1 protein-coding gene is annotated in these 334 nt (G+C 38.0%); it reads left to right on the top strand.

Going from position 1 to position 334, the window contains the following annotated elements:
• The coding region (locus BCU91_RS20270) for a hypothetical protein (protein WP_157936277.1) at positions 1–334 on the top strand (334 nt) is incomplete at both ends.

The raw sequence follows: 334 nt of genomic DNA, 5'->3' as shown, positions 1-334 counted from the left end.
ATTCAGAAGCAACAACTGAACTTGCTCACAACCCTTATATCAAGTACTCAGAAGCAACAACTGAATTAGCTCATAACCCTTATATCAAGTATTCAGAAGCAACGACTGAATTAGCTCACAACCCTTATATCAAGTACTCAGAAGCAACGACTGAACTTGCTCATAATCCTTATATCAAGTATTCAGAAGCAACGACTGAACTTGCTCACAATCCTTATATCAAGTATTCAGAAGCAACGACTGAATTAGCTCACAACCCTTATATCAAGTACTCAGAAGCAACGACTGAACTTGCTCATAATCCTTATATCAAGTACTCAGAAGCAACGACTGA

Source organism: Shewanella sp. 10N.286.52.B9, assembly GCF_002873635.1.
Classification (GTDB): domain Bacteria; phylum Pseudomonadota; class Gammaproteobacteria; order Enterobacterales; family Shewanellaceae; genus Shewanella.
The sequence above is the reverse complement of the archived record's forward strand: the minus strand, read 5'-3'. Positions and strand labels throughout refer to the sequence as shown.